This window comes from Flavobacterium sp., from assembly GCF_043779715.1.
Lineage (GTDB): Bacteria > Bacteroidota > Bacteroidia > Flavobacteriales > Flavobacteriaceae > Flavobacterium.
This window is the reverse complement of record NZ_JAYWDT010000017.1, coordinates 1-2,249: the sequence shown is the minus strand read 5'-3', so window position 1 is coordinate 2,249 and position 2,249 is coordinate 1. Positions and strand designations below refer to the sequence as shown.

At 34.8% G+C, this 2,249-nt stretch carries 2 protein-coding genes; both read left to right on the top strand.

The window, feature by feature from the left end; genetic code table 11:
* On the top strand, positions 1–904 hold a 904-nt coding region (locus ACH2BG_RS00610; protein WP_395045802.1), incomplete at its 5' end, for a restriction endonuclease subunit S.
* A partial coding sequence (locus ACH2BG_RS00605; protein ID WP_395045801.1) for a type I restriction endonuclease occupies positions 901–2,249 on the top strand: 1,349 nt, incomplete at its 3' end. The genes ACH2BG_RS00610 and ACH2BG_RS00605, both read left to right, overlap by 4 nt.

Below are 2,249 nucleotides of genomic sequence, written 5' to 3'. Positions count from 1 at the left end.
TATTGGCTGCTATGTAGAAAAAGAAAATAAGAAATACATTTTTGAAAATTCGTTTTACAAATTAAAATGTAAACTTTTAATTGAAGGGGATTTATTAGTCTGCCGTTTAGCCGACCCTGCTGGACGAGCTTGTGTATTGCCAAACATAGGTGAAAGAAAAATTGTAACTTCAGTAGATGTGACAATTTTCCGACCAAGAAATGAAGTTGCAAACAGAGTATTTCTTGCAAATTTATTTTCAACTTCTGAATGGTTCTCAAAGGTTATTGAAAGAGTTGGAGGAACAACACACAAAAGAATATCGAGAAGTTCATTAGGTAAAATTTCCATATGGCTACCTAAAATTGATGAACAGAACCGTATTGCTAAAATCTTTTCGGATATGGAAAATGAAATCAATGAAACTGAAAGGAAATTAGAGAAATACAAAATGCTAAAACAAGGCATGATGCAAACTTTATTAACTGAAAAATTAGATTGGTATAGTATGGCAGAAAGTGCAATAAATTATTTTGAAGATTTGAATGTGGGCTGCACTTGTCCGCATGAAGATGCTTTTGTGCCTGATGGTGAAAAGGTTTATTTCAGAGTGCTTAAAGCAAGTCCCATAAATTCAGATTGCTTTTTGCCAACACCCATAAAAGCAGACAGACCTTTGCCTGATGGCTTTGATGATTGTATTGGTAAATCGGTTTCCATTTATGATGATTTGCATGGCATGATTAACGGTTTCTTTAAAATGCAGGCAGGTAAAAAAAAGAAAAAGCAAATAGTTGTTGGAGAAATAAAACTTAGTGATAAAGATGGTTTACTCAAACAAACCTTTGGCAAAAATCATCATTCGTGGTGGCGTTCACAGGCATTTGATGTGGCTGCCGTAACTATACAAGAAATAGAAATATGAAGTTAGTTTACATCAAAATATTATACTACTACGAAGTTCCTACTCTAATTTTTTGTCAGGACGAAAGACAGAGCAATTACATTTTTGCTTTGCTTGATGATGAAACATTTGAATACATAGGAAAAAAGGTAAGCGTAGAAGATGTAAGCCTTTTCTTGGAAGGACAAATGGATTTAAAACCCATTTACGAAAATCAGGAAACCAACTTTTATTTAGGGAAATACAAAAAGAATGAGTTTTATGCCGATTTATATCAAGGTGTATTCAGCGATGATTTGTTACCTGATGATGGCTTAATGTTGATACACCATGAAAATGAGCTGGCTGCATCACTCAAAAAAGAAATAATAAACAGAATGATGGCAGGTTCAACGCAATCTAAAGTTGGCAAACTGGAAAGAGAAACCCAAAACCGTGTGGTGGCTCTTATGCGAAACGAATTAGAGTATCGTTATCTCGGCAATTGGGAAGAAAGAGACAATAACAGTAATGTAGAAGAAGAAATTTTATCTACATGGCTATTGAAAAAGTATGACCAAAATATAGTTACCAAAGCCATTTACGAATTTACCAAAGCAACTAACGACCAAAGCAAATCGCTGTATGATGTAAACAAAGAAGTTTATGCACTGCTTCGCTATGGTGTAACGGTGCAACCCGAAATTGGACTAAATAAAAAAACGGTTTGGCTTATTGACTGGGACAAAACAACCAATAATGACTTTGCTATTGCAGAAGAAGTAACCATCAGAGGCATTCATAAAAAACGCCCCGACATTGTTTTGTATGTAAACGGTATTGCTTTAGGTGTAATAGAATTAAAACGAAGCACCGTGTCAATTGCAGAAGGTATTCGTCAAAACTTAGACAATCAGAAACATATTTTCATAAAACCGTTTTTCAGCACCATTCAGTATGTAATGGCAGGAAACGATATTGAGGGTTTGGCTTATGGTGCGATTGAAACAAAAGAAAAATACTTTTTAAAATGGAAAGAAGTAAACGAAGAAATCAATAAAGACCATCCGTATTTATTGGAACTTACAAAGCCAATACGTGATAGAGCAGCCAAGTATGATTATCCTTTGGATAAGAATGTAATTGAACTCTTGCACAAAGAACGCTTCATTGAATTGCTTCATGATTTTATTGTGTATGACAGAGGAATAAAAAAGCATTCAAGACCTAATCAGTATTTCGGAATTAAAGCAGCACAAGACTTTGTAAAGCGAAAAGAAGGCGGCATTATTTGGCACACACAAGGAAGTGGTAAGAGTTTAACAATGGTGTGGCTCACAAAGTGGATACGTGAGTTTAACGACAATGCAAGGGTGCTTATCATTAC